The sequence below is a fragment of the Clostridium aquiflavi genome, from assembly GCF_031344075.1.
Taxonomy (GTDB): Bacteria; Bacillota; Clostridia; order Clostridiales; family Clostridiaceae; genus Clostridium; species Clostridium aquiflavi.
Window position 1 is genome coordinate 1 of the sequence record NZ_JAVJAN010000002.1, and the last position, 26528, is coordinate 26528.

Annotated in this window: 21 protein-coding genes; all 21 read left to right on the forward strand. The window is 28.4% G+C overall.

Features of this window, described 5'->3' with window-relative positions:
* The first annotated feature begins 554 nt into the window (after positions 1–554).
* The 21 genes from RGC78_RS00635 to whiA all read left to right on the forward strand — a co-directional run bounded on the left by RGC78_RS00635 (position 555) and on the right by whiA (position 26493).
* The gene (locus tag RGC78_RS00635) at positions 555–977 is read left to right on the forward strand and encodes a PTS sugar transporter subunit IIA (RefSeq protein WP_252223976.1); all 423 of its coding nucleotides are present in this window, start codon (positions 555–557) and stop codon (positions 975–977) included.
* A gap of 20 nt (positions 978–997) precedes the next feature.
* Positions 998–1468, forward strand: a complete 471-nt coding sequence (locus RGC78_RS00640) for a PTS sugar transporter subunit IIB (RefSeq protein WP_252211620.1) — start codon at positions 998–1000, stop codon at positions 1466–1468.
* Positions 1469–1503: 35 nt separating this feature from the next.
* On the forward strand, positions 1504–2262 hold the full coding sequence (locus RGC78_RS00645) for a PTS mannose/fructose/sorbose/N-acetylgalactosamine transporter subunit IIC (RefSeq protein ID WP_252211621.1): 759 nt from the start codon (positions 1504–1506) through the stop codon (positions 2260–2262).
* A gap of 26 nt (positions 2263–2288) precedes the next feature.
* Positions 2289–3146, forward strand: coding sequence for a PTS system mannose/fructose/sorbose family transporter subunit IID (locus RGC78_RS00650; protein WP_252211622.1), 858 nt, complete (start codon positions 2289–2291; stop codon positions 3144–3146).
* Positions 3147–3603: 457 nt separating this feature from the next.
* On the forward strand, positions 3604–4428 hold the full coding sequence (locus RGC78_RS00655) for a transketolase (protein ID WP_309555747.1): 825 nt from the start codon (positions 3604–3606) through the stop codon (positions 4426–4428).
* Positions 4428–5372, forward strand: a complete 945-nt coding sequence (locus RGC78_RS00660; RefSeq protein ID WP_252211624.1) for a transketolase family protein — start codon at positions 4428–4430, stop codon at positions 5370–5372. The genes RGC78_RS00655 and RGC78_RS00660 overlap by 1 nt, the downstream gene beginning before the upstream one ends.
* A gap of 292 nt (positions 5373–5664) precedes the next feature.
* On the forward strand, positions 5665–6516 hold the full coding sequence (locus RGC78_RS00665) for a YitT family protein (protein WP_252211625.1): 852 nt from the start codon (positions 5665–5667) through the stop codon (positions 6514–6516).
* Positions 6517–6633: 117 nt separating this feature from the next.
* The gene (gene ftsE, locus RGC78_RS00670) at positions 6634–7320 is read left to right on the forward strand and encodes a cell division ATP-binding protein FtsE (protein WP_252211626.1); all 687 of its coding nucleotides are present in this window, start codon (positions 6634–6636) and stop codon (positions 7318–7320) included.
* Positions 7310–8200: a permease-like cell division protein FtsX gene (gene ftsX / locus RGC78_RS00675; protein ID WP_252211627.1), complete on the forward strand. Its 891-nt coding sequence runs from the start codon at positions 7310–7312 to the stop codon at positions 8198–8200. The genes ftsE and ftsX overlap by 11 nt, the downstream gene beginning before the upstream one ends.
* Before the next feature lie 382 nt (positions 8201–8582).
* Entirely contained in the window at positions 8583–9842 is a 1260-nt protein-coding gene (locus tag RGC78_RS00680; protein WP_252223979.1) for a S41 family peptidase, read from the forward strand.
* Positions 9843–9852: 10 nt separating this feature from the next.
* On the forward strand, positions 9853–11139 hold the full coding sequence (locus tag RGC78_RS00685) for a PDZ domain-containing protein (protein WP_252211629.1): 1287 nt from the start codon (positions 9853–9855) through the stop codon (positions 11137–11139).
* Between the two features lie 383 nt (positions 11140–11522).
* A complete protein-coding gene (gene uvrB, locus RGC78_RS00690) occupies positions 11523–13499 on the forward strand; it encodes an excinuclease ABC subunit UvrB (protein ID WP_252223984.1) in 1977 nt (658 codons plus the stop codon).
* Position 13500: 1 nt separating this feature from the next.
* Positions 13501–16323 (forward strand): excinuclease ABC subunit UvrA, encoded by a 2823-nt coding sequence (gene uvrA / locus RGC78_RS00695; RefSeq protein ID WP_252211631.1) that lies wholly within the window; start codon positions 13501–13503, stop codon positions 16321–16323.
* Between the two features lie 264 nt (positions 16324–16587).
* Complete coding sequence (locus RGC78_RS00700) at positions 16588–17031, forward strand: FHA domain-containing protein (protein ID WP_252211632.1); 444 nt, start codon at positions 16588–16590, stop codon at positions 17029–17031.
* A 51-nt stretch (positions 17032–17082) separates the two neighbouring features.
* Positions 17083–18273: an FtsW/RodA/SpoVE family cell cycle protein gene (locus RGC78_RS00705; RefSeq protein ID WP_252212086.1), complete on the forward strand. Its 1191-nt coding sequence runs from the start codon at positions 17083–17085 to the stop codon at positions 18271–18273.
* 2 nt (positions 18274–18275) lie between these two features.
* Positions 18276–19760 carry a peptidoglycan D,D-transpeptidase FtsI family protein gene (locus RGC78_RS00710; protein ID WP_252211633.1) on the forward strand — a complete coding sequence of 495 codons (1485 nt, stop codon included), beginning with the start codon at positions 18276–18278 and terminating at the stop codon, positions 19758–19760.
* A 256-nt stretch (positions 19761–20016) separates the two neighbouring features.
* Positions 20017–21891 carry an excinuclease ABC subunit UvrC gene (gene uvrC, locus RGC78_RS00715; protein WP_252212088.1) on the forward strand — a complete coding sequence of 625 codons (1875 nt, stop codon included), beginning with the start codon at positions 20017–20019 and terminating at the stop codon, positions 21889–21891.
* Positions 21892–21963: 72 nt separating this feature from the next.
* Positions 21964–22878, forward strand: a complete 915-nt coding sequence (gene murB / locus RGC78_RS00720; protein ID WP_252211634.1) for a UDP-N-acetylmuramate dehydrogenase — start codon at positions 21964–21966, stop codon at positions 22876–22878.
* 409 nt (positions 22879–23287) lie between these two features.
* Positions 23288–24172: an RNase adapter RapZ gene (gene rapZ / locus RGC78_RS00725; RefSeq protein WP_252211635.1), complete on the forward strand. Its 885-nt coding sequence runs from the start codon at positions 23288–23290 to the stop codon at positions 24170–24172.
* A complete protein-coding gene (locus RGC78_RS00730; protein WP_252211636.1) occupies positions 24169–25530 on the forward strand; it encodes a gluconeogenesis factor YvcK family protein in 1362 nt (453 codons plus the stop codon). The genes rapZ and RGC78_RS00730 overlap by 4 nt, the downstream gene beginning before the upstream one ends.
* A gap of 15 nt (positions 25531–25545) precedes the next feature.
* A complete protein-coding gene (gene whiA, locus RGC78_RS00735; RefSeq protein WP_252223989.1) occupies positions 25546–26493 on the forward strand; it encodes a DNA-binding protein WhiA in 948 nt (315 codons plus the stop codon).
* Positions 26494–26528 lie beyond the last annotated feature (35 nt).

Here is a 26528-nt window from a genome sequence, read left to right on the forward strand (position 1 = left end):
AAAAAAAGGAAACTCGACTTCTGATAGTCGCTGAGTAAGTTCGAGGAGCGAAATATAAAATTCCGACTCTCACTTAACAACACTAAAATAAGTATAGTCCCATTTCAGCTTGTTCCCAATATAAAATTGAGACAAGCAGTAAATTTGACAATACTTATTAAGGGTTCTAAAAATCCAATTACAATGCCACTTGGCCTATTGCATATATCAACACACATTTAAAACAGAGCTGAAATGTAAAAAAAATGTGTATTTATATAAATAAAAAACTAAATGTGTATTTACATTTAGTTTTTTTTAATACACGTTTAATACACATTTAATACACATAGGGTGATACTAAATTAAAATGTATATAATTAATTTATTTAGCATTAAATAAAATTATTTTATGAAATATTATATGATTTTTGTTTATTTAAACGTTAACAATACTGGGGTTAAAGGGATATCTATTATAAAATACTATTTTTGATACACATTATATTAATTTTTTGGCAAGGGACTTGCTTAATAAATAAGTATAAGAAAAACTAAGGAGGTGTCAAGGCAAGATGATAGGAATTTTATTGGTGACTCATGGAAAATTTTCAGAAGAAATAGTAAAGAGTGCGGAACTTATTGTAGGAAAACAAGAAAAAATATTAACATTAGGACTTCAACATGGAGATAGTGTTGAAATGTTAGGTGATAAGGTTAAGGAGTCAGTTCAATCTTTAGAAGATGGTGATGGAGTTTTAGTATTAGTAGACCTTATGGGAGGGAGCCCTTATAATGTAGTTGCTCTAAATTCAAGTAAATTATCAAGTATTAATTTTAGATGTATAACAGGTGTTAATTTACCAATATTACTTGAAGCAATTACAATGAGAGAAGTTTATAACTTAGATGATTTAACTGATCATTGCGTGGAAACAGGAACAAAAGGAATTAAAGAATTATTTAAAGAAATGGAATTATTAAAAAGGAGTAATTAATTAAAAAGGAGAGGATAAATATGTTAAATATTGTTTTAACAAGAATAGATGATAGATTAATACATGGTCAAGTAGCAACAGCTTGGTCTAAAATTACAAAGGCAACTAAAATAATAGTAGTAGATGATGCAGTAGCTCAAGATCCATTTATGGAAATGGTTTTAAAATCAGCGGCACCATCTTCAATTAAAGTTGAAATATACGGAGTAAATGATGCTATTAATGCTTTAAATAAAGATGATGACGGAGAAAGAGTAATAGTTTTAATTAAGACTCCAATGCCTGTTCTTAGTCTTGTAAAAGCTGGAGTAGCAATAAAAGAATTGAATCTTGGAGGAATGGGTGCAAAACAAGGTAGAAAACAATTCTATAAGAATATTTCAGTTTCAGATGAAGAAAAAGAAGCATTTAAAGAGCTTAAGGAATTAGGTGTAAACGTTTTTGTACAAATTGTTCCTGATGCAAAGCAAATTCAATTAGATAAAATATAACAAATAAACTTTAACTATACATAGGAGGGATCAGTATGAATGTTACAATTTTACAAGCTGTATTAATAGGATTTTTCTATTATATATCATGGAGTCCTTGGTTTACTTATGCAGGATTCTTTACATTTAACAGACCTTTAGTAGCTGGATTTATAACAGGAATAATATTAGGCCATCCTTTAGAAGGTGCATTAATAGGAGCTGGTATAAATGTTATTTATTTAGGATTTATATCAGCAGGAGGAGCTCAAATGGGAGATCCTGCTTTTGCTGGATATGTTGGTACTGCACTTGCAATAATTTCAGATTTAGATATTGAAACTGCAATGGCAATAGCAGTTCCTCTTGGCACTATTGCAACAATTCTATGGATAGGAAAAATGACAATCAACTCATTCTTTGTTCACTGGGCAGATAAAGAAGTTGAAAAAGGAAATATTGATGCCGTCGGATTTATAAATGTAATACCGCCACAAATAGCACTTTTTTTACTAAGCTTCATACCTGCAGCATTAGTTGTATATTATGGACCTAATGCAGTATCAGGACTATTAGAAGTTCTAAGTCCTAATGTATTACATGTATTTAATGTAATAGGTGCAATGTTACCAGCATTAGGTATTGCAATGAACTTAAAATTAATAGGAAACTCATTTACAATGCCATTCTTTGTATTAGGAATCATAATGTCAGTTTGCTTTAAGCTTGATATAGTTATTATATCAATAATAGGAATGGTAATCGCATTAACTGTAACTGCTATAAAGAATAGTAATTCTACTTCTAATGCATAAAAGGAATTTGAGAGGAGGAACTATATATGTCAGAATTAAATGTTATGCCTACAAATAAGCCGGTTGAAAATGATGAAATTAAAACTTTAACTAAAAGAGATGTAATAAAATCTTGGATTAGATGGTTTATGTTTGCACAATCAAATTATAACTATGAAAGAATGCAAGCTACATCCTTTGCACATTCAATGTTACCAATAGTAAAGAAGTTATATAAAGATAAAGAGGATAGAAAATCAGCAGTACAAAGACATTTAGCATTTTTTAATACTGAACCTATTTGTGGATCTGTAATTCATGGTATAACTATAGCTATGGAAGAAGAAAAATCTAATGGTAAGCCAATAAGTGATGAAGGATTTAATGCTATAAAAACAGGATTGATGGGACCTTTAGCAGGCGTTGGTGATACATTAACACAAGGGATTATTACACCTATTTTGCTTGCAATATGTATAGGTATTACTAATACAGGAAATATTGCTGGACCAATAATATTTTTAATATCACAATTTGCTATAATGGGTGGTATATCATTTAGCTTATGGATGAGTGGGTACAACCTTGGTAAAAAAGCTGTGGAACAAATATTACAAGGTGGAAAAATAAATAAAGTAATTGAAACTGCATCTGTACTTGGTACTCTTGTAATGGGTGGTCTTGTTGGTAGATTTGTTGATTTAAAAACTAATATAAGTTTTAATATGGGAGAAGTTGATTTCAGTTTACAAACAGATCTTTTAGATAAATTAATGCCAGGATTAATACCGTTTGCTTTGACATTAATAGTATTACAAATGGTTAAAAAAGGAGTTTCTCCAATTAAAATAATGGGAATACTTATAGGTGCTGGTGCTATTTTAGGAGCTTTAGGTATATTCTAATTAATAAAATTTTTAAACACTATTTAAATTAATAACCATTTAACTCATTATATAATAAATCGATTATCTAAAATACATAAATTATATTTTAAGGTAGGGTGTTGATATCTGCATATGCAAAGTGGATAGAGTAATTGAACTTTACCTACTGTATATATCAACACATATTTAAAACAGAGCCAATAAAAAAATTTCAAATTTAAATATTGTTTTTAAGATAATCCTTAAGTTGTATATGCCATGAAAAACAAATTTCATGGCATATATTAATTATTATGGGTTATCGAAGTGGAAAAAGTATAGCATATTAATAAATAGTGTATACAATATAAGAAAATAACGTATACAATATAATTATTAATATATACAAATATAATAAATCATGATAGAATAAAACTGTTGAAAAATGAAAAGAATATGTTCTAGGTGAGGAATTTAATCATAGGAGGATTATAGTATGAATAATAACAAAGAAAAGCTTCAAGAAATATCAAAGCTTATAAGAAAAGATATAGTAACTATGCTTACTGAATCAGCATCAGGACATCCGGGTGGATCTTTATCAATAGCGGATATAATGAGTGTATTATTTTTTAATGAAATGAACATAGATCCTAAAAATCCTAAGAATCCTGATAGAGATAGATTTGTATTATCAAAAGGACATGCTGCACCAGCTTTATATAGTGCATTAGCAAGAAAAGGTTATTTTAATGTAGAAGAATTAAATACTTTAAGAAAGATAGGATCTAGATTACAAGGACATCCTAATATGAATGATTTACCAGGAATTGATATGTCAACAGGTTCATTAGGACAAGGAATTTCAGCAGCTGTTGGAATGGCATTAGCAGGTAAATTAGATAATAAAAATTATAGAGTTTACACTATATTAGGTGATGGAGAACTTGAAGAAGGTCAAGTTTGGGAAGCATCAATGTCAGCAGCTCACTATAAATTAGATAATTTAACTGCATTTGTAGATTATAATGGACTACAAATAGATGGAAATATTTCAGATGTAATGAATCCAGCTCCAATTGATAAGAAATTTGAAGCTTTTGGATGGAATACTTTAATAATAGATGGTCATGATTATGATCAAATTTTAGCTGCAATCGAAAAAGCTAAAAACACAAAAGGACAACCAACAGTTATAGTATGTAAAACAGTAAAAGGTAAGGGTGTTTCATTCATGGAAAACCAAGCAGGATGGCATGGAGCAGCACCAAGCGTAGAACAACGTGATCAAGCATTAAAAGAAATTGGAGGGGAAAACTAATGGGTAATAAAATAGCAACTAGAGAAGCTTATGGTAAAGCATTAGTAAAACTTTCAAACATGAATAAAGATGTTGTAGTATTAGATGCAGATTTATCAAAGTCAACTAAAACAGCAGATTTTAAAGCAGCTGCACCAGAAAGATTTATAAATATGGGAATAGCAGAAGCTAATATGATGGGAGTTGCATCAGGTCTTTCAACTTGTGGAAAAGTTCCATTTGTTAGTACATTTGCAATGTTTGCAGCAGGTAGAGCATTTGAACAAATTAGAAATTCAATTTGTTATCCAAAACTTAATGTTAAAGTTTGTGCAACACATGCAGGATTAACAGTAGGAGAAGATGGAGCATCTCATCAATCAGTTGAAGATATTTCATTAATGAGAAGTATCCCTAATATGACAGTAATAAATCCAGCAGATGCAATTGAAACTGAAGCAGCTATTTTAGCTGTATCAGAATATAAGGGACCTTGTTATGTAAGACTTGGTAGATTAGCAGTTGAAAATGTAAATGACAATGCTGACTATAAGTTTGAAATAGGAAAAGGTGTAACATTAGCAAATGGAAATGATGTTACTATAGTAGCAACAGGAATAATGGTTAAATTAGCATTAGAAGCTAAAGAAGAATTAGCTAAAGATGGAATAGATGCAAGAGTTATTAATATTCATACTATAAAACCTATAGATTCAGAATTATTAATAAAAGCAGCAAAAGAAACAGGTGCTATTGTTACTGCTGAAGAACATAGCATAATTGGTGGATTAGGTTCTGCTGTATCAGAAGTATTATGTGAAGAAATGCCAGTTCCAGTATTAAAAGTTGGAATTGAAGATACATTTGGTGAAAGTGGAAAGCCAGAACAATTATTAAAAGCATATGGATTAACAACTGAGAAAATAGTTGAAAAAGTTAAAAAAGCAGTATCAATTAAGAGATAATTAATTTTAATTATTAAGGTAGCAATATTTTTATTTATTGCTACCTTATTTTTATTTCTTTGATATAAGTAAAGTATGTGATTTTTTAGGCTAAAAATGTTTAATAATAAGTATAAAATTTTAGATATAGTCAAATTAGATTTAAAATAGTAAAGTAGAAATTTATTTAGCAAAAAGAATATTGATATTGTAAAAAAATAATGGGAAAATATAGAGGAGTTATTACATACTTTGAATAATAAAAGGCAATAGTGGAAATATAGATATATATTTATAAATAGGGGGAATGATTATGAGAAGTTTAATAAGAGAATATGGAATAATGACAATAGGTATAATACTAGTTGCATTAGGAAATGAGTATTTTTTTATACCTAATAAACTTGCTGGTGGTGGAATAACTGGAATAGGTATTATAATAAATGAATTTGCACCTAATATTTCAGTTGGAGGAATAACTTTTATATTAAATACTATATTATTAGTTTTGTCATTTATATTTATAAATGGCGATTTTGGGGTTAAAACAATATATGCAAGTTTAGGATTATCAATAATAATGTGGATTGTAGAGAAATTCTTTAGTCCAGTTGCTATAACAAACGATCTTATAATAGCAACAATATTTGGAACAATAATAGCAGCTTTCGGTATGGCATTAGTTTTTAATCAAAACTCATCTACTGGAGGAACTGATATATTAGCTAAAATGTTAAATAAATTTTTAAATTTAGATATAGGAAAGTCATTGCTTATAGTAGATTTTATTATTACGTTTGCAGCAGCTTTAGTATTTGGAATAGATATAGGTCTATATTCAATGCTTAGTGTAATAATATTAGGAATTCTTGTAGATAACTTTATAGAAGGATTCAATATATGTAAACAAGTAATAATTATTAGTCAAAAAAATGATGAAATTAGCAAATATATAATGGATGTATTAGGTAGAGGCTGTACTTTTTTAAAAGGAATAGGCGGTTTTACTGGAGATAATTCAACAGTTTTGTATGCTGTATTAAGTAGAAATCAGTTTATAAAATTAAAAAGATTTATACAGGAGACAGATTCAAAGGCATTTATAGCAGTTGGAGAAGTGCATGAAGTCTTGGGAGAAGGCTTTAAAGATATACAAATGGATTAAATATAATAGAATTTTTATATTTAAGAAATTTGTATAACATTAAAAACTCTTCTATGATATAATTATTTTGTAAGTTTTACAGAGAAATTGTATAATTTCATCCAAAGGAGAGTTAATATGATTGAGTTTAAAAATATATCGAAAATTTATGATAATAATGTAAAAGCGTTAAGTGATGTAAATATAGAAATAAATTCAGGCGAATTCGTTTTCTTGGTAGGACCAAGTGGATCAGGAAAGTCAACATTTATTAAGATGATATTAAAAGAAGTAGAACCAACTAATGGGAAAATAACAATAGGAAATAAGGATTTATCAGCTATAACTAGAAAGCAAATACCTTATTATAGAAGAAAAATAGGTATGGTGTTTCAAGATTTTAGACTTATACCTAATTTAAATGTATATGAAAATGTTGCATTTGCTATGAGAGTAGTAGAAGCATCACCAAGAGAAATAAGAAGAAGAGTACCTATGGTATTATCATTAGTAGGTTTATCTCATAAATATAAAATGTTTCCTAATGAATTATCTGGTGGAGAGCAACAAAGAGTTTCACTTGCAAGAGCATTAGTAAATAATCCATCTGTTTTAATAGCTGACGAACCAACAGGTAACTTAGATCCAGAAACAGCTAGAGAAATAATGGAATTATTAGATGATATAAATAAATCAGGAACAACTGTCTTAATGGCAACACATGCAAAGGATATAGTTGATTATATGAAAAAGAGAGTTATAGCAATTGATAGAGGAGAAATAGTAAGAGACGAAAAGAGAGGTAAGTACGAAGATGAGAATTAATACAATTACATATTTTATAAAAGATGCATTTACTAGTTTAAAAAGAAATAGAACTATAAGTTTTGCCTCAATACTTACAGTACTTATAACTTTCTTTGTTTTAGGAATATTTATATTATTAGCAGGTAATGTAAACCAAGCTATTAGTAGCGTTAAAGATAAAGTTGATCTTGAAATATTTCTTAAAGATGATATAAAACTTATTGATCAAAGAGAAATAGAATTAAAATTAAGAGAAGTAGATGGCGTAAAAGATGTTATATATCAATCAAAAGAAGAAGCATATAAGAAAGTTCAAAAAACAACAAGTGAAAATGAAGGATTATTACAAGGATATACTTTAGAACATAATCCATTTCCAGCATCATTTACCGTAAAATTAGAATCACCAGAAGATGCGGAAAATATAAGCCAAGCTTTAGATGGATTTACAGGAATTGAAAAGATAGATAATCAAAAAAAGGTTGTTGACGGAATTGTAAAATTGGTAAAAGGTATAAATGTAGTTGGTGGAGCATTATTTATAGTTCTAGTTGGAGTATCTATTTTCTTAATAATGAATACAACTAAATTAACAGTTTATTCAAGAAGAAGAGAAGTTGGAATAATGAAATTTGTAGGAGCCACTGATTGGTTTATAAGATGGCCTTTTATAATAGAAGGTATGGTAATTGGAGTTTTAGGTTCTACATTATCATGTATAGTGTTATTCTTTGCTTATAAGGGAGTGTTTAGTTGGATAGCATCAATGATGATGTTTGTCGCTCTTGTTCCTCCTATATATGTTTTAAAAGTAATGTTATTGGAATTTGTAATTGGTGGAATTTTAGTTGGTGGAATAGCTAGTGCATCAGCTTTAAGAAAATTCTTAATAGTATAATTTCTTATAAATAAGAATAAAATTAACTTATAAATAAAAATAATGGACCAAATATTCTTTAAATATTTTTAATTATTAGAATAAATAGAGTATTAATACTTTGTTTATTCTAATAATATAAATAAGTAAAATAATTAAAGAGTAATGGTTTATTATTTTTTTTAAATGTTTTATATTATATCTATAAGCCCAAATAACTATATAAATAATTAAATAGGTATTGATTTAATATATTGTGGTTGTACATTGTTGGATAACGATTTCTAAGTTTTAGATAGTAGTTAAAATTAAAATTTAACAACCTTTAAGAATAAAAAAACAAAATACATATAAATATTAGAAATATTTTTATAACACAGAATACGAAAGGAAGTCTAGAACTGTGAGTGATTTAAGAAGAGACGAAGAAAAGTCTAGAATAAGTAAGGCGTGGCGAATAATCATAAGTACTGCTATGTTACTAGTGATTGGAACTGGATGCATATTTGTAGGAAATTATTTAGCAACTAAAGGTATATTATTAACTACAGCTTCACAAAAGGTTTCAAGTGAATTAAAACAAATGAAAGATGTAGATAAATATTCAGCGCTATTTCAAGTAAGGGAAGCTTTAATATCAAAATTTGATGGTGAGATAGATGATAATACATTGCTAGAGGGTGCTATTAAAGGTATGACAGCATCGTTAGAAGATCCATATACAGTATTTATGAATAAAGAAGAGTTTAGTAAGTTTATGGAACAAACTACTGGTAGTTTTATGGGAATAGGAGTTCAAGTTGGGGTAAAGAATGATCAAATAACAATAATATCTCCTATTGAAGGCTCACCAGCAGCTTCAGCAGGATTACAATCTGGTGATGTAATACAAAAAGTAAATGATGTTGAATTAGATGGAACAGATCTTGATAAAGCAATATCTATGATTAGTGGAAAAGAAAAAGCAGAAGTAAAATTAACTATTGCTAGAGGTCAAAATAGTCCATTTGATGTAAATGTAACAAGGGATGTTATAAAAGTTGAATCAATAAAAGGAGAAATGATTGATTCATCTATTGGTTATATACAATTAACATCTTTCATGGATGAAAATATTACTGACGATTTTAAAAACAAGATAAATGAATTAAAGAATTCTGGGATGAAAGGTTTAATATTGGACTTAAGAGGAAATCCAGGTGGATTGCTTTCACAAGCTGTTGGAGTAGCATCTCAATTTATACCAGAGGGAAAAATAATAACATATACTATTGATAAATATAATAATAAAGCTGAATCACCATCTATTGGAGGAATAGCAGAAGGATTTCCATTAGTATTACTTGTTGATGGAGGAAGTGCTAGTGCTTCAGAGGTTGTTACAGGAGCGTTAAGAGATTATAAAGTAGCAACAATTGTTGGAACAACTACATTTGGAAAAGGAATAGTTCAACAACCTATTAGATTTTCAAATGATATAGGTGGACTTAAAGTAACAGTTTCAAAATATTATACCCCTAATGGAGAAAATATTCATAAAAAAGGCATAGCGCCTGATTATGATGTGGAGATACCTAAAGATTTATTTAAAGAAAAATATTCTAGAGATATAGATCCACAATTTAATAAAGCTTTACAGCTTATAACTGAGAAGCTTAATTAGGGGGATTAATATGGAATTAACATTTTATACATTAAGAGGGGTCGCTGGTGCAATAGTAAATCCAGGATTAATGATTGTACTAATCTTTTTAGGGATAATATTATATTTTAAAAATAGAAATTTGGTTATGATGCAAAGATTAATTCTAGGGGACAATATAAACACTCCTCTAGAACTAACTTTATCACAAATTGTATTAGGAATAATAGCAGGTGCAATAGGCAGTGTTATACTTAGCATATTAGGAATAAGATTTTGGGAAAACTCAGGTATAATATATTTATTTATGATTTCAATAATTTTAATGTTTGTAAAACCAAGATTTATATGTTTTTCTTATTCTGGAGCTATATTAGGAATTATAAGTATAGCAATTAGTCTATTATCAAATGTATTTCCGTCATTAAAGAGTACTACAATTTTCAATATTGATATAATATATCTTATGACATTTATAGGTGTATTACATATTGTTGAAGGTTTTTTAGTAATGATAGATGGAGATAGAGGTTCTATTCCTATTTTTAGTAACAAAAATGGAAAGATAATAGGTGGATTTTCTCTTAATAGATATTGGGTTTTATCTATAGCAATATTAATATTAGCGTTGTCTAATAATGATACAAGCAATTACATAACAACAACTATATCAACACCTAAAGGATGGCCATTTATAAGTGGAAATTTAACAAATAAATTATTAGCATTAAGCACAATATCAATAATGCCATTTTATGCTGTAATAGGTTATTCATCAATTACATTTACAAAAAGTAAAAAAGAAAAAGCTGTTCACTCAGGACTTTCTATATTATTTTATGGAATATGTTTAACTTTAATAGCTCAAATTGCAAGATTTGGACTTGGTTTTGAAATAGTAGCAATAATATTTGCTCCACTTGCACATGAAGTGATGTTAAAAATCCAAAGAGATAACGAAAATAAACAAAAGCCTAAATTCATTAGCGATGAAGAAGGACTAGTTGTATTGGAGGTTGTTCCTAGAGGTATAGCATATAATTTAGGAATAAAGCCAGGAAATAAGTTAATCTCAGTGAATAATAGTGTTGTAAATTCTGAAGCAGATGTACTTATTATTTTAAAAGAAAATTTTTACAATGTTACTTTTAAAATTAAAGACTTAAGTGGAATAATAAAAGAAATACCAGTTAAAACTAGTAAAGGTAAGAGACTTGGTATGCTCTTAGTTCCAAGAACAATAAAAGAGAAAGATAAAATATGTATAAAAGAAAATAAGTTTTCTAAGATATTAAAAAATGTAAAAGAAAAACACTAGTAGTTTTATTTTATAAGTTGAAAAACAGTTGATATTTTAGTGTAATTCCAATGTCAGATCGCAATTATATTAAAATATCAACATTGGCTTAAAGTAGAAAGTATATAATATAAAGTCAGTAATTCTTATTGAATTTACTGGCTTTTTTCTTTAATAATTGGCTGTATTTAAAACATAGCCTAATAATTTATAAAATCTTTAAAAATTGAAAAAACTAATAATTTAGAATACTTTAAGTTAGAATTAAAAATCAAGTATTAGAAGTAGAGAATTAACTTTGTTGATGAATTATTGAATGAGTTTATGTTGACTTAGGTTATAATGAAAAGTAAAATATAATAAAATGCATACGAATGTTTGTTCGCAAAAAAGAGGTGTTAATTATGGGAGAATTTAAAATACATTCAAAATTTAAACCTATGGGGGATCAGCCACAAGCTATTGATACTATATTAAAGTCAATAAAACAAGGTAATGAGTTTCAAACTTTATTAGGAGTAACTGGATCTGGTAAGACATTTACTATGGCCAATATAATAGAAAATTTACAAAGACCAACTCTAATTTTGGCTCATAATAAGACTCTTGCAGCTCAATTATGTTCTGAATTTAAAGAGTTTTTTCCAGAAAACATAGTTGAGTACTTTGTATCTTATTATGACTACTATCAACCAGAAGCATATGTACCACAAACTGATACTTTCATTGAAAAAGATGCATCTATAAATGATGAGATAGATAAGCTTAGGCATTCAGCTACATCAGCACTTTTTGAAAGAAGAGATGTAATTATAGTGGCATCAGTTTCTTGTATATATGGACTTGGTAATCCTGATGAATATAAAAAATTAACTATAAGTTTAAGAAAAGGAATGCAAAAAGAGAGAGATGAGATAATAAAAAAACTCATAGAGATTCAATATGAAAGAAATGATATAGATTTTTCAAGAGGAACATTTAGAGTAAGAGGAGACTTATTGGATATCATTCCATCATCAACTTCTAGTAAAGGTATAAGAATAGAATTTTTTGGTGATGAAATTGATAGGATAAGAGAATTTGATGTGTTAACGGGAACAATAATAGGGGAAAGAAATCATGTTTCGATTTTCCCAGCATCTCACTTTGCAACTTCAAAAGAAACTGTAGAGAGATCATTAGGTGAAATAGAGAATGAATTAGAAAATAGACTTAGAGAATTGAATTCACAAGAAAAGTTATTAGAAGCTCAAAGATTAAGACAAAGAACAAACTTTGATATAGAAATGATAAGAGAAATGGGTTATTGTAGCGGAATAGAAAATTATTCTAGAATTTTAGATGGAAGAGCACCAGGTACACCGCCAAAGACATTAATAGATTATTTTCCAGAAGATTTTTTATTATTTATAGATGAAAGTCATGTTACATTACCTCAGGTAAGAGCAATGTATGCTGGAGATAGGTCAAGAAAAAATACGTTAGTTGATTATGGATTTAGATTACCATGTGCTTATGATAATAGACCACTAAAGTTTGAAGAATTTGAAAAAAAGATAAATCAAGTCATGTTTGTTAGTGCAACACCAGCACAATATGAATTAGATCATTCACAGTCTATAGCGGAGCAAGTTATAAGACCAACTGGATTGTTAGATCCTGAAATTGTTATAAAACCAGTAAAAGGTCAAATTGATGATTTATATACAGAAATTCAGGAAACAATATCAAGAGGATATAGAATATTAATTACAACATTAACTAAAAGAATGGCAGAAGATTTAACTAAATATATGATTGAACTAGGTGTAAAAGCCACTTATATGCATTCTGATATTGACACTATCGAAAGAATGAAAATTATTAGAGACTTAAGACTTGGTGAATACGATGTTTTAGTTGGAATAAATCTTTTAAGAGAAGGATTAGATATACCAGAAGTTGCACTAGTTGCAATTTTAGATGCCGATAAAGAAGGATTTTTAAGATCTGAAACTTCTTTAATTCAAACAATAGGAAGAGCCGCTAGAAACTCAGAAAGTAAAGTAATAATGTATGCAGACAATATTACAAAATCAATGAAAAAGGCCATTAGTGAAACTGAAAGAAGAAGAAAAATACAAACACAGTATAATGAAGAGCACGGAATAATACCACAAACAATTAATAAAGAGGTTAGAGATGTAATAGAGGCTACTAAAGTAGCAGAAGAATCAACAGAATATGGCGTTGAAGAAACAAAATCTTTAACTAAGAAAGAAATAAAGAAACTTATAAAAGAATATACAGACGAAATGAAGCTTGCAGCTAAAAATCTTCAATTTGAAAGAGCAGCACAGTTAAGAGATAAGATAGAAGAATTAAAAAGAAAAGAGGGATAAGATGAATGATAAGATAATAATTAAAGGTGCAAAAGTTAATAATTTAAAAAATGTGAGTTTAGAGATACCAAGAGATAAATTAATAGTATTTACAGGATTATCAGGCTCTGGGAAATCCTCTTTAGCTTTTGATACATTATATGCAGAAGGGCAAAGAAGGTATGTTGAATCACTATCTTCTTATGCTAGGCAATTTTTAGGACAGATGGATAAGCCAGATGTTGAATATATAGAAGGATTATCTCCAGCTATATCAATAGATCAAAAAACTACAAGTAAAAATCCAAGATCTACTGTTGGAACTATAACAGAAATATATGACTATTTAAGATTACTATATGCAAGAGTAGGCATTCCGCATTGTCCTAAGTGTGGTAAGGAAATTTCTAAACAATCTGTGGATCAAATAGTGGATAAAATAATATCTTATGGGGATAAAACTAAAATTCAAATTTTAGCTCCAATAGTTCGTGGAAGAAAAGGAACTCATGAAAAGATATTAGAAAATATTAAAAAGAATGGTTTTATAAGAGCTAGAATTGATGGAGAAATGTATGATTTAACTGAAGAAGAGGTTAAACTAGATAAAAATAAAAAACATAATATTGAAGCTATTATAGATAGAATAGTAATAAAGGAAGATATTGAAAAAAGAATTACTGATTCTATAGAAATGGCATTAAAGCTTGCTGATGGTTTAGTTATAGCTAATGTAGTTGGTAAAGAGGATATATTATTTAGTGAAAATTTTGCTTGTCCAGATTGTAGTATTAGTATAGATGAATTAGCACCAAGACTATTTTCTTTTAACTCACCTTTTGGAAAATGTGATTGTTGTGATGGTTTAGGAACTTTATTTGAATTTGATGAAGATTTAGTTATACCTAATAAAGAGTTAAGTATTATGGATGGCGCAGTAGCAAGTTGGGGTGCAGGTAGACTAAAAGAAGAATCGTGGACATTTGCTATATTAAAGGCATTAGAAAGAGAATATGATTTACGACTTAATGTACCAATAAAAGATTTAAGTAAAGAAGAATTGAATTTATTATTGTATGGTACAGATGGAAAGAGAATCAAAGTTGATTATGTAAAAGAAGGTGTAAAAGCTACTTATAATTATTCTTATGATGGAGAGATAAATTCTTTAAAAAGAAGATATAGAGAGACTAACTCAGATTACATAAAGAATGAAATAGAACAATACATGAGTGATAGTTATTGTCCTAAATGTAAGGGAGCAAGGTTGAAGAAAGAAGCCTTATCTGTTAAGGTAGGTGAAAAAAATATATATGAATTTACTACAATGCCAATAAATGAAGAGTTGGAATTTTTAAATAGTTTAGAATTTTCACCTAAAAATAAGATAATAAGTGAACAAGTCGTAAAAGAAATTAGAAATAGACTTCAGTTTTTACTTGATGTAGGATTAGATTATTTAAATTTATCAAGAAAAGCTGGTACTTTATCAGGCGGAGAATCTCAAAGAATAAGATTAGCAACACAAATTGGATCATCACTTATGGGCGTTTTATATATATTAGATGAACCAAGTATCGGTTTGCATCAAAGAGACAATGATAGACTTATAAGTACCTTGAAAAATTTAAGAGATGTAGGAAATACAGTTATTGTAGTTGAACATGATGAAGATACAATAATGGAAGCTGATTGTATTGTTGATATTGGACCAAGAGCAGGAGAACATGGTGGAGAAGTCGTTGCAGTAGGAACTGTAGATGAAATTAAATCATGTAAAGAATCAATAACAGGTCAATATTTAAGAGGTGAAAAGTATGTTGAAATTCCTAAGGAAAGAAGAAAAGGAAATGGAAAAGAAATAAAGGTAATAGGTGCAAAGGAAAATAATTTAAAGAATATAACTGCATCAATTCCTTTAGAAACTTTAACAATAGTAACTGGAGTTTCAGGGTCAGGAAAAAGTACATTTGTTAATGAAATCTTATATAAAGGATTAAACAGATTAATAAATAAAAGCAAAAATCCAATAGGAAACCACAAAGAGATATTAGGTTATGAAAATATAGATAAAATCATAGATATAGATCAAAGCCCAATAGGGAGAACTCCAAGATCAAATCCTGCAACTTATACAGGAACTTTTGATGTAATAAGAGAATTATTTTCTCAAACTAATGAAGCTAAAATGAGAGGTTATAAGCAAGGAAGATTTAGTTTTAATGTTAAAGGTGGAAGATGTGAAGCTTGTTCTGGTGATGGAATAATAAAAATTGAAATGCAATTTTTATCAGATGTTTATGTACCTTGTGAAGTATGTAAAGGAAAAAGATATAATAGAGAAACTTTAGAGGTAAAATACAAAGGTAAAAATATAGATGACGTTTTAAATATGACTGTAGAAGAAGCATTAGAGTTCTTTGAAAATATACCAAGAATAAAAAATAAATTAAAAACATTAAATGATGTTGGATTAGGATATATTAGATTAGGTCAACCATCTACTCAATTATCAGGTGGAGAAGCGCAAAGAATTAAACTTGCATCAGAACTTTCAAAAAGAAGCACAGGAAAAACATTATATATTCTAGATGAACCAACAACTGGTTTACATATAGATGATGTTAACAGACTTATAGAAATATTACAAAGATTAGTTGATGCGGGTAATACAGTTGTTGTTATTGAACATAATATAGATATGATAAAATGTGCTGATTATCTAATAGATTTAGGTCCAGAGGGTGGAGATAAAGGAGGAACTATTGTAAAAACAGGAACTCCAGAACAAATAAGTAAATGTGATAAATCATATACTGGTAAGTATTTAAAGAAATTATTGTAATTTGGTTTTGAGTTATTAATTTTTTATTAAGATATCATCTACGAGCTTTTATAATATAGACATTTGTATACGATAAATTTTACAATATAAATATGATATTAAATATAATGTGAAAATAAATTGATAATTATAGAAAACATAGGAATATTATAAAATAGTACGTTTTACTGATAAAAACAAAATGATATGTTTATAATGTCATAATTACTCTTTTTGTTGTATAATCATTATTATGATGTAGTAAATATGTATTGAGGTGAAGTTATGGATTTTTCAAAAATATCCGCAGGAATATTTGCAGCAATTTTCATTGTGGTTTTATATTTTATAATTTATTATGCATTAAAAATAATGTATAAAGATATAAAAGGTGGAGGAAGAAGAAGAAGACCGACTAATTCTAGAGGTAATTTTGGTTTAGAGGTATTAAAACCGGGCGAGTCTACTGATTTAAAAGAAGGTTCGGTAATTCCAATAAGAAACGATTTAACTGTTGGAAGAAAAGAAGAAAATTCTATTTCCCTTTCGGATCAGCACGTTTCAGGTAATCATGCGAGAGTATTTGTAAGAAATACTGGATTGTTTATTGAAGATTTAAATAGTACAAATGGGACTTATGTTAACGGAAATAAAATAAAAGGTAAACAAAAGTTATCTAACAAAGATGAAATAAGAATAGGTACTTCTACATTTAAAGTTCTAAGCTAGAGATTTAGCGGATGAGGTGAGATAGTGAGACGAAAAGGTGATACTAAGTTAATGATATTAACTTATATATTGTGCATGGCTCTTTTTGTGAATTTAGCAATTTTAAAAGATCCTATAGATAAGGGTGCCATATATATGGGTGCAATAATATGTGTGTTAATAACAGTAGCTAAGATTTTAATGAATAAGTTTTATCCTAATGGAGATAAATTTTTATTTATATTTTCATGTATATTGTCAGTTATAGGTATAGCTGTATTATATAGATTAGATGTTACAGTGGCTATAAAACAATTAATATGGGTTATAGCAGGGATTGTAATATATATGTTTATAGTACTTTCAATACCTGATATACGGGAGTTTGTAAAATATAAAAATGTATTCTTAATTATAACATTAATGTTAATGCCATTAGCATTAATGTTTGGTTCGAAAATATATGGAGCTACTAACTGGGTATTTATTGGAGGAATGGGCTTTCAACCGTCGGAATTTGGAAAGGTAGCATTTGTACTGTATCTTGCTGCAGCACTTCAAAACTATGAAGATAAAAATAATATAAAAGAGGATTTTAAACAACTTTGGGAACCGGCTTTGGTAGTTATGTTTTCATTAGGGTGTATGGTTCTTCAAAAAGATTTAGGATCAGCTTTAATATTCTTTGGAATAGCAATTACAATGCTTTATGTTGGAACAGGAAAAAAGAAATATGTAATAATAAGTTTAATTCTATTTTTAGTAGGTGCTTTTATTGCTTATAAGTTATTTGGTCATGTGAGACAAAGAGTAGAAATTTGGAGAGATCCTTGGAGTGATACAACTGGTCAAGGATATCAGATAGTTGAAGGAATGTATGCTATAGCATCAGGAGGATTATTTGGCAGTGGTCTTGGTCAAGGATATCCAGGATTTGTTCCAGTTAATACTTCGGATTTTATATTTGCAGTAATTTGTGAAGAACTTGGAATAATAATAGGTCTTGGAGTTATGATTATATATTTCTTAATGTTCTATAGAGGAATGAGAAGTGCTGTTTTTATAAAAGATAGATTTTCTCAATTAACTGCAGTTGGTTTTAGTGCCATGATAGCTTGTCAAGTATTAGTTATCATAGGTGGGGTTTTTGCGGTAATACCATTAACAGGTATAACCTTACCCCTTGTTAGTTATGGTGGTTCCTCAGTTATAACCATGTTTTTTGCGCTTTCAATACTGCAAAAAATATCAGAGGAGGACTAACTATGAAGGATATTTCAGATAGTGTAAAAAAAGTGATGATAGTTTTTCTATTTTGTTTCGTAGCTCTTATTTCTTATATAGCATATTTTCAAGTTTTTAATGCTCCGAAAATAGCAGAGCAACAAGGAAATAAAAGATTAAGTGCAAGAAGAAATGAAGTACTTAGAGGAACTATATATGATAGAAATGACAATGCTTTAACTAAAAGTGAAAAGAATAATGCTCTTACTCAGAAAAGAGAATATATATATGGTGATTTATATACTCATGCTTTAGGATACGTAGATCCAATATATAGAGCTACAGGCCTAGAAGCAGCATATGATAAAGAATTATCAGAGTATAGCTCTATTGGTAATACATTTTTAAACTTAACTAAAGATTTTTCAATGGATAATTTAAAGGATGCTTTTAAGCAGAGAAAAAAAGAAGAAAATAAAATAGGTAATAGTATAATAACTACTTTAAATACCAATATTCAAAAGGTAGCTTATGATGCTCTTGGAAAGAATAAAGGTGCAGTAGTTGCATTAGACCCTAAAACAGGGGAAGTTCTTGCAATGGTATCAAAGCCAACATATGATCCCAATAATTTAGAGGCAGCAATGAAAGCAGCTAATGAAGGAAGTGCGGATGATAGTCCACTTATAAATAGAGCGACTGGGGGATTATATCCACCAGGCTCAACATTTAAAACAGTGACTCTTACAAGTGCTTTAGAAAATATAGCAGGAATAACTAATAGACAATTCCAAGATGATGGTAAGCTTGTATTCAATGATAGTCATTCATTAAGCAATGCAGGTGGAGCAGCTTATGGAAGCTTGGATTTAAAAAATGCATTTAGAGTGTCAAGTAACGTTGTCTTTGGTGGTTTAGCAATGGAATTAGGCAATGATAAATTGAAATCTACAGCAGAAAAATTTGGATTTAATAATTCTATAGAAGCTGATGGATTTACAATACAAAAAAGTCAATTTCCAACACTAAAAAGTTATGAAGTTGGAAGTATAGCACAAACAGGAATAGGTCAAAGTAGTATATTATCTACGCCTATGCAAATGGCTTTAGTATCTAGCACAATAGCTAATGATGGAGCTATGATGAAACCTAAATTAGTTAATAAAGTTATTGATAAGGATGGAAATACAGTAAAAACAGTAAATCCTGAAAAATTAAAACAAGTTATGGATGCAAATGAAGCTGCTATAATAACAGATTATATGAAAAATTTAGTTGATTCTAAATTAAATAGTAGTTGGAGTATATTTAGAGGTACAGAAACTTGTGGTAAAACAGGAACAGCAGATTATCAATTACCAAATGGCCAAGATGCTAAACCTCATTCATGGTTCATAGGTTTTGCACCAGAGAATAATCCTAAAGTTGCAATAGCTGTTATTGTTGAAAATGGTGGATATGGATCAGGAGTCGCAGCCCAAGTTGCAGGTGAAGTTATACAATCTGCATTATCAAATCAAAAATAAAAGAATAAGTTCTGTTTTAAATTTATGTTTATATATGAATAAGTATAGTCCAATTTTATCTATTACATAATTAACACATATTTAAAACAAAGCTAAAATTAAATATATTTAACTAACGCTATGTCTAGATGGTGTGTATAATGTAACACTATCTAGACATAGCGTTAACTAAATGTTGATATTGTAATATCGATAGTATATTATAATATCAACATTATTAGAATACAGAAAAATATAATTTGCGGAGGTGATGATAATATTTGACTTTAAAAATCAACTTAAAATTTTACCAGATAAGCCTGGGGTATATTTAATGAAGAATTCTCTTGGTGAAGTTATTTATGTTGGAAAAGCAAAAATACTTAAAAATAGAGTAAGACAATACTTTCAAAATTCAAAAAATCATTCTGAAAAAGTAAAAGCTATGGTAAAGAATATTGCAGAATTTGAATATATAATCACTGACTCAGAAATGGAAGCATTAATATTAGAATGTAATCTAATAAAAAAATATAGTCCAAGATATAACATACTTTTAAAGGATGATAAGTTTTACCCGTTTATAAAAGTTACTATAAACGAAGAATTTCCTAAAATTTTTATTACTAGAAAATATGCAAAAGATGGTAATAAATATTTTGGACCATACACTAATATAGCTTCTGTTTATGAAACTATGAACTTAATAAAAAAAATATTTCCAATAAGAACATGTAAGAAAGCTATAACAGAAGGTGGTAATCCAACTAGACCATGTTTAAATTATCATATAAAAAAATGCAATGCACCTTGTGCAGGATACATATCTAAAGAAGAATATAGAAATATGATAAGTGAAGTAATGGAACTTTTAAGTGGAAAGAATAAAGATTTAGTGAATAAACTTCAAAAAGATATGGAGAATGCTTCACAAAATTTGGAATTTGAAAAGGCAGCTTCATTGAGGGATAAAATAATAGCTATAGATAATATAGTAGAAAAACAAAAGATCTTTAAATCTCAAGAAGGAGACGAAGATTTTATTAATTTGTATAAAGATGAAAAAGATTGTTGTGTTCAAGTATTCTTTCTTAGAGGTGGAAAAGTTACTGGCAGAGAACATTTTATATTGGAAAATAGTACATATCAAGAGGAAAGTAGTATTCTATCTCAGTTTATGATTTCTTTTTATGGGGGAACGCCTAAAGTACCTAAACATATTTATATCCCTAAAGAACAAGATACTGAAATTTTAGAAGAATTTTTAAAAATAAAAAGAGGTTCTAAAGTTAATGTTAAAGTGCCTAAAAAGGGAAGTAAAAAAGAAATGTTAGAATTAGTAAAAAATAATGCAAAGCTTACTTTAGAACAATTTAAAGAAAAGTTATTAATGGACAAGGAAATAAATAGAGGGTGTTTAGAAGAACTGAAGGAACTTTTGAATTTAGATGATATACCAAATAGAATAGAGTCTTTTGATATATCTAATATACAAGGCGTAGATTCAGTTGGTTCTATGATAGTCTTTGAAAATGGAAAAGCCAAGAATAGTGATTATAGAAGGTTTAGTATAAAATATGTTAAAAATGGTAATGAATATGATAGCATGAGAGAAATTTTAGAAAGAAGATTTACTCATGGATTAAAAGAAGTAAAAGAAATACAAGAGAGAAATCTTAAGTTTTCAAATGGAAAGTTCTCTAATTTTCCAGATCTAATTATGATGGATGGTGGAAAAGGTCAAGTTAATGTAGCTAAAGAGGTATTAAATAAGTTGGATATAAAGATACCTGTATGCGGATTAGTTAAAGATGATCATCATTCAACTAGAGGGATTATTTATAATAACGAAGAGATTATTATAAATAGAAGCTCAAATCTTATGCAATTTATAAGAAGAGTACAAGATGAAGTTCATAGATTCGCAATAACATATCATAGAAGTTTGAGAGATAAGAGAACACTACATTCAATATTAGAAGATATACCTAATATTGGTGCAAAAAGAAGAAGAGCGTTACTTATGAAATTTGGAAGTGTTGAGAATATAAAAAATGCTAAATTAGAAGAATTATTATCTACAGAATCAATAGATAATAAGGCTGCAGATAGTATTATATCTTATTTTAAAAAACATGAACATAATTCATAATTTATGCTATAATAATACGGAAATAATAATATTTACTTAAAAAATCAATATAAGTATTTGAGGAGTTTTATCATGAATCAAAATAAAAACTATAGAGTTTTATTTAGCAATTTATACAGAGATACACAAATGCAAGAAAATGCAAAAATGAGTGAGCATATAAATTTTAGAGTTGGGGGACCAGTAGATATACTTTTAACTCCAAATACTAAAGAACAAATAGTAGAAACAATAAAGATATGTAAAGAAAATAAGATACCTTTTTATGTTCTAGGAAATGGATCTAATGTTTTAGTTAAAGATTCTGGAATAAGAGGAGTTGTTATAAAGTTATCTGAATTTAATAATATAGTTAGAGATGGAAATATAATAAAAGCAGAAAGTGGTGCGTTATTAAAAGATGTATCAGCTGAAGCTTTGAAAGCATCATTAACTGGATTTGAATTTGCATGTGGAATCCCAGGTAGTGTAGGTGGAGCTGTGTTTATGAATGCAGGTGCTTACGATGGAGAGGTTTCTTTTGTAATTAAAGAAGCAGAAGTTATGGATGAAGAGGGAAATATAATAACTCTGTCAAAAGAGGAATTAAAATTAGGCTATAGAACATCAATAATAATGAAAAAAAATTATATAGTAATAAGTGCGACTTTCTGCTTTGAATCTGGAGAAAAAGACAAGATTGAAGGACGAGTATCTGAATTAACAAACAAAAGAGAAGAAAAGCAACCTTTAGAATTCCCATCTGCAGGTAGCACATTTAAAAGACCTGAAGGTCATTTTGCTGGTAAGTTAATTCAAGATGCAGGATTAAAAGGTTTTACTTTAGGTGGAGCTGCTGTATCAGGCAAACATTGTGGTTTTATAATAAACAAAGGGAATGCTACAGCTAAGGATATTCTAGATTTAATAGAATATGTTCAAAAAGAAGTAAAGAAACAATTTGATGTAGATTTATATCCAGAAGTTAGAATAATAGGTGAAGATTAATCATATAATATTTAAAAAAATAAAGAACTCAAAAGCGTTAATGCTTTTGAGTTCTTTATTTTTAAAAAAGGCTATGTTTTAGCAGAGTGTTGATATATGCCACTTTACCTATTGCATATATCAACATGCATTTAAAACAGAGCCTAAAAAAACTCTATATTGGAATTTTTAAAGTAGATATTTAGTAGAAAATTTTTAGGATTTTAAACCCAAGTTTTCAATTCTAATCTTTTTATTTTAAACTAAAAGGCGTGATACAACTACTTTGTTCTTATAATATTGATAAAACATTTAATTAAAAATAGTCATAGAACTTTTTTTATTACAATGTATACTCTATAATATGTTATAATTTTAAGATGATAGTTATTAAATAAGTTATCGTTTATAGATAAGGAGGTCTTATTAGATGAGATTTGTGATAGTTACAGGATTATCAGGTGCAGGTAAAACACAAGCAACTAGAAGTTTAGAAGACTTAGGATATTTTTGTGTTGATAATTTGCCACCTAAATTAATAAATAAATTTGCAGAGTTATGTTCTCAAAGCGATGGGAAAATTGATAAAGTTGCATTAGTAATTGATATAAGAGGAGGAGTCTTCTTTGATGATTTATTTGAAACTTTAAATTACTTAAAGGAAAATGAATTTAAATATGAAATATTATTTTTAGATGCCTCAGATGAAGTTCTTATAAAGAGGTTTAAAGAATCAAGAAGAAGTCATCCATTATCACCAGATGGTAGAGTTTTAAATGGAATAATTCAAGAAAGAAGCAAATTAAGAGAAATTAAAGACAGAGCAGATATAATAATTGATACATCAAAATATGCTATAAGAGATTTAAGAGAAAAGATGAATGAACATTATGGGGATAATATTGAATCAGAAAAGCAATTATCAATTACTGTATTAAGCTTTGGATTCAAATATGGTATACCAGTGGATTCAGATTTAGTATTTGATGTAAGGTTTATACCAAATCCATTTTATATACCTGAACTTAAACAATATTCAGGCAATGATAAATCAGTAAAGGACTATGTATTAAAGCAGGAAGAAACTATTACTTTTATAGAAAAGTTACAAGATATGCTTGAATATTTAGTACCTAATTATATAAAAGAAGGAAAAAGACAACTTATAATCTCTATAGGATGCACAGGGGGAAGACATCGTTCTGTAGCAATTGCTAATGAGATTCATGAAAGATTAAATAAAGGAAATTACAAAGCAAAGATAGAGCATAGAGATGTTGGTGAAGATCTTCATAGAGGAGAAAAGAAACTATGAGGATAAAGGAATTAATTAAACCGGGAATCAAAGTTAAGAGGTGGCTCTTCTTTGGTATATTTGGGATATTATTAATTGCATTTGGATTTACAGAATTAGTAACTCATAGAGTATATGATTTATATTATAAAATATTTTATGTATTTTTAAATATTACAGGAATTTTTGTTTTGTATATTTCGGTAACTGAAAGTATGAAATCAATAATAGCATTAGTAAATAGAGGATATATAAAAGTATCTTTTGACAGTAAAAAGATAGAAAGTTTTATAGAGGAAAAGAGATTATTAATAAAGGGACCTAAGATAGTAGTTATAGGAGGCGGAACAGGCCTTTCTACTATGCTTAGGGGACTTAAGTACTATACATCTAATATAACTGCAATAGTAACAGTTGCTGATGATGGTGGTGGATCCGGAGATTTAAGAGAAGACTTAGGAATGCTTCCACCAGGAGATATAAGAAACTGTATATTAGCTTTAGCAGATACAGAGCCTATAATGGAGAATTTACTTCAATATAGATTTAAAGAAGGAAAACTGAAAAACCAAAGCTTTGGTAATTTATTTTTAGCAGCAATGGATGGAATTTCTGATAATTTTGAAGAAGCGGTACAAAAAATGAGTTCTGTATTAGCAGTTACAGGAAAAGTTGTTCCAGTAACTTTAGATAATATGGAACTTGAAGCAACCCTTAAAAATGGAAAAGTGATTAGGGGAGAATCTCAAATACCGGAAGAAGCTATAAAACAAAATTCAAAAATAAGAAATTTTAGAATTATACCTGAAAATGCAAAGCCATTAAAAGAAGCTATAGAAGCTATAAGAGAAGCTGATGCCATCGTTATGGGACCAGGAAGCCTTTATACAAGTATAATACCTAATTTATTAGTAAAAGATATAGCAAAAGAAGTAAGAAAAAGCGAGGCATTAAAGTTTTATATATCTAATATAATGACACAGCCAGGTGAAACTACAAAGTTTAAAGTATCAGATCACTTAAAGGTGTTACAAAAATATGGTGGTAAAGATATAGTGAATTATGTTATTGCTAATGTTGGTGAAGTGGAAAATGAATTAAAAGAAAAGTATAAATTAGAAGATGCTGAATTAGTTAAACTAGATAGTGAAGCTGTAGATAACTTAGGAATAAAAATAATTGGTGACAATTTAGTTAAAATAAGTAAGGGATTTATAAAGCATGATGCTGATAAATTAGCTCAAGTTTTAGTTGATACTATTATGGAAAAGAAATTGCTATATGATAAGAAAAAGATAATAGAATATATGTATTTATCTCAGCGTATTAAAGAAAGAGTAAAAGAAGAGAAAACTAAATCAATTCTAAAAAAATTATAGATAAGGGGAAATAGGATGTCATTTTCATCTAAAGTTAAAGGCGAAATATGTAGATATGTGGATATGTGTAAAGAAGATGCATTAGCAGAAATATCTGCAATAATGAAAGTGAGTGGAACCATAGCTTTTAGTGGAAGTGGTTTAAGCTTCAAAATGACCACAGAAAATCCAGCAAGTGCAAGACTAATATTTACTCTCTTAAAAGAACATTTTAATATACACTCAAAGCTTATGGTTAAAAAAAGTAATTCTCTAAAAAAGAATAATATTTATATGGTTGTTATTTCAGAAGATATGGGTGTTAGAGAGCTATTATACGAGACTGGAATACTACAAGATATTGATGGCATAATGAACTTAAATTACCGAATTAATAAGAGTATGATTGAAACAGAAGAGAACAGAAGAGCCTATATAAGAGGTGCTTTTATTGGTGGTGGAAGTATAAGTAATCCAGAAAGAACATATCACTTAGAATTTGTTACTCATAGTGAAGAATATGCTATAGATTTAAAGGATATTATAAATACTTTTGGATTGAATTCTAAAGTTATCCAAAGAAAAAGTAGTCATATAATTTATATTAAAGAAGGAGAACAAATTGTAGACTTACTTAATATAATTGGTGCTCATGCATCTCTATTAGAACTTGAAAATATACGTATAATGAAGGAAATGAGAAATAATGTCAATAGACTCGTTAATTGTGAAACTGCTAATTTATCTAAAACAGTTAACGCTGCAGTTAGACAAGTTGAAAGTATTAGATTAATTCAAAATAAAATAGGATTACAAAGATTACCACAAAATCTTAGAGAAGTAGCAGAATTAAGATTAAATTATCCAGATGAGTCATTAAAGGAATTAGGACAAATGCTTGATCCAAAAGTTGGGAAGTCTGGAATAAATCATAGACTAAGAAAAATTGAGAAAATAGCAGAAGAATTAAGAACCGGAAACTAAAAGAAATGCTATGTTTTAAAGGGGTGCTGATATTT